Genomic DNA, 4,860 nt, shown 5'->3' on the forward strand with positions numbered 1-4,860 from the left:
CTTCCACCGGGCACGATATTCAGCAAACAGGGCCCTTCCACGCGACGAGGGACTTGCGCCATCTCGTCCAGCGTCTGTGTCGCCTCGACGAACGCTATGTCGGCCCCCGCCGCCAATGCGGCATTGACCCGCGAAATTGCCTCATCGAGGTCGACGACGGCCCGAGCGTCGGATCGCGCGATGATGACGAAGTCCCGGTTACGGCGCGCTGCGACAGCGGCACGGATCTTGGCTAAGAACTCGTCGCGACTTGTGACCTCTTTTCCGTCCAGGTGGCCGCAGCGCTTGGGCGAGACCTGGTCTTCAATGTGAATTGCGGCGACGCCGCGCGCTTCAAATTCACGTACTGTCCGCGTCACATTGAGTTCGTTGCCATAGCCCGTATCGGCATCGGCAATCAGGGGGACGGTAACCGCGTTTGCAATTAATCCGGCGTTATCGACCATCTCGGTCATTGTGAGCAGGCCGAAGTCGGGATACCCCCGCGCGGCCGATGTTCCGGCGCCAGTCATATAGACGGCGGAGAAGCCAGCCTGCTCAACCAGGCGAGCAGTCAGGCTGTCATACGCACCGGGGACCACGAGCATGCGTGGGCCGTTGACGTGCTGGCGAAGTCGGGCAGATGCGTTCATCGTTGGCTCGGGTTAATGTGAATTCAAGAAGGTCGATCATTCGGTCGCCGCCGGAGGTCCCCATCGGCGACCATTGGCACATTTAGTGTTCGACTGGCAAGTGCCCCGAGTTCCGCCGGGAACGAGATGGCAGCCAGCGCTGTGAACACTTTTCATGCGCTTGCTCCTCGCCGATCCACTCTTTACGGGTCACGCGCCTCATCAGTTGTATTGAGATTACTACAACAAGACAACAAATCAACTAGCGGATTTCCCTAAGGAAAGGAATTTTGGGGCGATGTCGGGAATTCGGGCTGTTCATGCTGGAGAATGTGATGCCCGTGTCGGAAAGGCGATGTCAGCGATAAAACGTCTGCCGGACCGCCGCTCTCGGAACAACGAGCCAGCGTAGGTGAAGCGGTCATCCCGACTTCATGTGGCTATAATTACCGCTGACGATACGAAAAGCACGAGGCGCCGCTAATCCATGAATAGTACCGACGAGTCCACTGTGATGCGTGCCGGGGGCACTTCGCTTCACAGACAAATATTCCTTGTACTGCACGATCAGATTACTCGCGGGACGTATGCGCTCGGAACCGCATTGCCCAACGAGGAGTCGCTCTGCGAGCAATTTGGTGTGTCCCGAGTCACGGTCCGGCGCGCCCTAAGCGATCTGGAGGCACGTGGCCTCGTCCAGCGCAGACATGGCAAGGGCACGTTCGTCATGCACAGTGATTCAAATATGCAACCTGGGTTGACACTGGGCCTATTGGAAGAATTGCGCGAAGTATCGAAGGAGACCGATGTCCAGGTGTTATACGTTCGCTCTGAGGTTCCCCCGGAATCAATTGGCACTCTGCTTCAGCTAGAGACCGGAGAAAAAGCAATCACCGCATTACGGTTGCGCAAGTCCGGTGGTGTGCCACTGATGCTTATTGAAGCGTGGGTTCCACACAGTATTGGCAAGGCTGTCAGTGAAGCCGCCCTAAAGAAAGAAGCGCTTTACGAGATCCTGATTCGTCAAGGCATCGGCTTTGGGCGCATCATTCAGGAGTTCAGCGCAGAGGCGGCCGATGCGACGCGCGCTTCACTTCTGCAGACAAACCTGAGTGCGCCGTTGATCCGAGTGACGCGTTTGCTTCACGACAAACAGGCTCGGCCTGTCGAGTACGTCACTGTGTATCTATCGCCAGAGCGCAGTCGTATCCTGATGGAGGTTCCCAGTGATGCGGTCAACACGTTGAGCGGCGGTCACGCCGTGCATGCGCCGCGTTTTACCAAAGTAAAGAAGCGTCGCCCGTCCCGCTCGTAAGCGATAGTTCGGGCAGTGGTCTCGCTGGTTCTGTCAAGTTGACGGGGGTAGACTACCTGTGTCGCTTAAGAGGAGTTATCCTTATTAAATGACTTTGTCGGCTGCCGCAGTTAGAGTCCAACCCTGCCATGTGGCGAAGCGTTCCTGGAGTACGGCACGATGACATCTCGCGTTCATCTGATGTCTGGGCAACGCGAAGTGCTGCCGGATCGGGCCAAGCATGAGAGAAACGCCTGCGTGCGACGCGCGTCGCGAAAGCGGCACATCTGCCGTTCACGCCTTCGGGTCGGCTGGTGGCTGTTCTCGGCACGGTTGTTCACGCGTGCAGCCGCTTTAACGAAAACGTGCTTCACATGAGCGAGCTCGGGAATGTCAGCCTTCGTCGCCGAATAGCTGCTCAGCTGGTCGGTAACGATCTTGCGCAGCACCCGGGTTGAACACAGCAACCTCCGGAAGAAGCGCTTTGCCGCGGCCTTGTCGCGCCGCTTCTGCACCAGCACGTCGAGCTCAGCACCATGCTCGTCGACCGCTCACCACAACAGATACGGCTCACCGCGAAGCGTCACGAACATCTCGTCCAGATGCCATGCAGTGGCCAGGCTGGGCCTCGCTGCTTTGGTGCACCGGGCGAATTCAGCGCCGAATTTGTCGCACCAGCAGCGGATCGTTTCGTACGTGACCACCACGCCGCGCTCGAGCAACAACTGCTCGACGTCGCGCAGGCTCAGGTTGAATCGGAAATACCGGCGAACCGCAAGGCGCTACTCATGCACATGATAGCGAAAGGGCAGATGAAGAGTGACGGTGGACGGCATCATTCAGTCGTCGAGAAATTCTACGATCTTGAAAAATTAGCATTCCTACCCGTTCTGTCTCGCCTCTTCCTAATTTCCTTACTGCGACCGAACTTCGTACCGGGCAAGCGCCAGGTCACGGACGGGTTGTGTCGCAGTAACGAGTGGGCGGTAGAATTCCGGCGATACAAAGACGCTCATCATTGATCCGATGAAGACGCTGCACCCTGCGCTAGCCAAGGTACTGAAACGCTTGCACGATCCACCGGAGGTGGTATGGATCTGCGTACGATGGCATGTCGCGTACACGGTTAGTTTGCGGCATCTGGAGGAGAGGATGGCTGAGCGCCGCGTTTCGGTCGATCATTCGACTGTGAACCGCTGGGCCATCAAACCGCTGCCGGCACTGGAGAAGGTGTTCCGTCGCCGCAAGCGGCCAGCTCGCATTGGCGCACATCGCACGTCGACCAGGTAATTTTACGAGATCGAAAAAATCGGCCCAGGACTTAGGGCCTCTCTCATCATAGGTCTTCGTGTTGTTGTTGGAGTGAAGTATCCAGATTGGAGCGGGGTTTGTGTGCGCAACGGGTGCGGGAGGTTTGACGGGTGTCAGAATTTCGGCTGGGAAGAAACCGGCCGGTTGGTCGGCATGCCGGTCACGCGCTCACTGACTCCCGTCGAGCCAGACATTCGTAAAAAATGCCGTGTTGTGCGACGTGTCGAAAATCACGTCTCGCACGTTCTTGCGGTATGCGATCAACGAGTAGTTGTCGAACAGCGGAACCAGCGGGACAACTTCGGTCAGACGCTTCTGTGCCTGACTGTAGAGGGTCTTCAGCAATGCGGGGTCAGGGCTTTGTCGCAGTAAGCGACGAGTATCATGTGCCCTGGCAATACGAACTACCGGACGCTTAATGACGACTCTGAAATCAGCCGTTGCACGGGTGCTCAAGCGCTTGCACTATCCGCTCGATGTGATACTGACGTGTGTGCGCTGGTATGTGGCGTATCCGCTGAGCCTTCGACATCTGGAAGAATGATATGAACGCCTCCCACCCGTGAGCGGTGGAAGCAAAGAAGGAAAGTGGACCCCCCACGGGCCGACGGCATCAGAGTGCCCAAGATGGAAGATCATGCAGATCTTCACAGGCAAACCGGAGGGTCCGAAATGAAGCATACGACAGTAGGTGTGGACATTGCAAAGAGCGTGATGCAGATCCATTACATCGACGCGGAGACGGGCGAGATCGTGAACAAGCCGCTCAAGCGTGGAGCGTTTCTCGAGCACTTTGCAAACCGGTCGCCGTGCCTGATCGGCATGGAAGCCTGCGGCGGCTCGCAGCACTGGGCACGCAGGCTGACAGCGATGGGACATCAGGTAAAGCTCATGCCAGCGAAGTTCGTGAAGGCGTTCGTGATGGGCAACAAGAACGATGCAGCTGATGCGCGTGCGATCTGGATGGCCGCGCAGCAGCCGGGCAAGTCTGTCGCGCTGAAGACGGAAACGCAGCAGGCGGTGCTGGGGCTGCACCGGATGCGACAGCAACTGGTGAAGTTCCGCACGATGCGGATCAACAGCCTGCGCGGCCTGCTGACCGAGTACGGCGAAGTGACGGGCAAGGGTCGGGCGGCACTCGACAAGGCGATACCGGGTGTGCTGGAACGGCTGGTCGATCGTCTGCCAACGATCCTGATCGACACGTTGCGCGAGCAGTGGAATGGGCTGATGGAACTGGATAAACAGATTGCCGGAATCGAACGGCGTCTGCAGACGTGGATGAAGGAGGATAAGGCGTGCCGGGCAATCGCTGCGATACCGGGCGTCGGCCTGCTGACAGCGACAGCAGTCGTTGCAACGATGGGAGACGCGAAGGCATTCAGGTCCGGGCGCGAGTTCGCGGCCTGGATCGGACTGGTGCCGGCGCAGACAGGATCCGGTGGCAAGGTCCAGTTGTTGGGGATCAGCAGGCGTGGCGACACGTATCTGCGTACGTTGCTGATTCACGGCGCGCGCAGTGTGCTCTTCCACGCGAAAGATCCGGGGCCATGGATCAAGCAGCTCAAAAAGCGGCGACCACTGAATGTGGTGATTGTGGCGCAGGCCAATAAGACGGCCCGGATGATCTGGGCCATCCTGGCG

Annotated in this window: 4 protein-coding genes and 3 pseudogenes; 4 read left to right on the forward strand and 3 right to left on the reverse strand. The window is 58.3% G+C overall.

What is annotated here, in order from left to right; genetic code table 11:
- Positions 1-632, reverse strand: a 632-nt coding sequence (locus WCA53_RS24110; protein WP_423916378.1) for an isocitrate lyase/PEP mutase family protein, incomplete at its 3' end; no start/stop codon positions are given.
- Positions 633-1,125: 493 nt separating this feature from the next.
- On the opposite strand from WCA53_RS24110, the gene WCA53_RS24115 reads away from it, so the two are divergent.
- A complete protein-coding gene (locus WCA53_RS24115; protein WP_423916386.1) occupies positions 1,126-1,926 on the forward strand; it encodes a GntR family transcriptional regulator in 801 nt (266 codons plus the stop codon).
- Positions 1,927-2,010: 84 nt separating this feature from the next.
- Here WCA53_RS24115 and WCA53_RS24120 read toward each other — a convergent pair.
- A pseudogene (locus WCA53_RS24120) lies at positions 2,011-2,681 on the reverse strand (IS6 family transposase); the annotation flags it as partial.
- A gap of 250 nt (positions 2,682-2,931) precedes the next feature.
- Here WCA53_RS24120 and WCA53_RS24125 point away from each other — a divergent pair.
- A pseudogene (locus WCA53_RS24125) lies at positions 2,932-3,159 on the forward strand (IS6 family transposase); the annotation flags it as partial.
- Positions 3,160-3,384: 225 nt separating this feature from the next.
- Here the strand turns inward: WCA53_RS24125 and WCA53_RS24130 are convergent.
- Positions 3,385-3,561 (reverse strand): hypothetical protein, encoded by a 177-nt coding sequence (locus WCA53_RS24130; RefSeq protein WP_423916381.1) that lies wholly within the window; start codon positions 3,559-3,561, stop codon positions 3,385-3,387.
- 73 nt (positions 3,562-3,634) lie between these two features.
- Here WCA53_RS24130 and WCA53_RS24135 point away from each other — a divergent pair.
- Positions 3,635-3,757: pseudogene (locus tag WCA53_RS24135) on the forward strand (IS6 family transposase); the annotation flags it as partial.
- A 131-nt stretch (positions 3,758-3,888) separates the two neighbouring features.
- Positions 3,889-4,860, forward strand: a 972-nt coding sequence (locus tag WCA53_RS24140; RefSeq protein ID WP_423916384.1) for an IS110 family transposase, incomplete at its 3' end; no start/stop codon positions are given.

Source organism: Caballeronia sp. (assembly GCF_049581465.1).
In the GTDB taxonomy this organism is placed as follows: domain Bacteria; phylum Pseudomonadota; class Gammaproteobacteria; order Burkholderiales; family Burkholderiaceae; genus Caballeronia.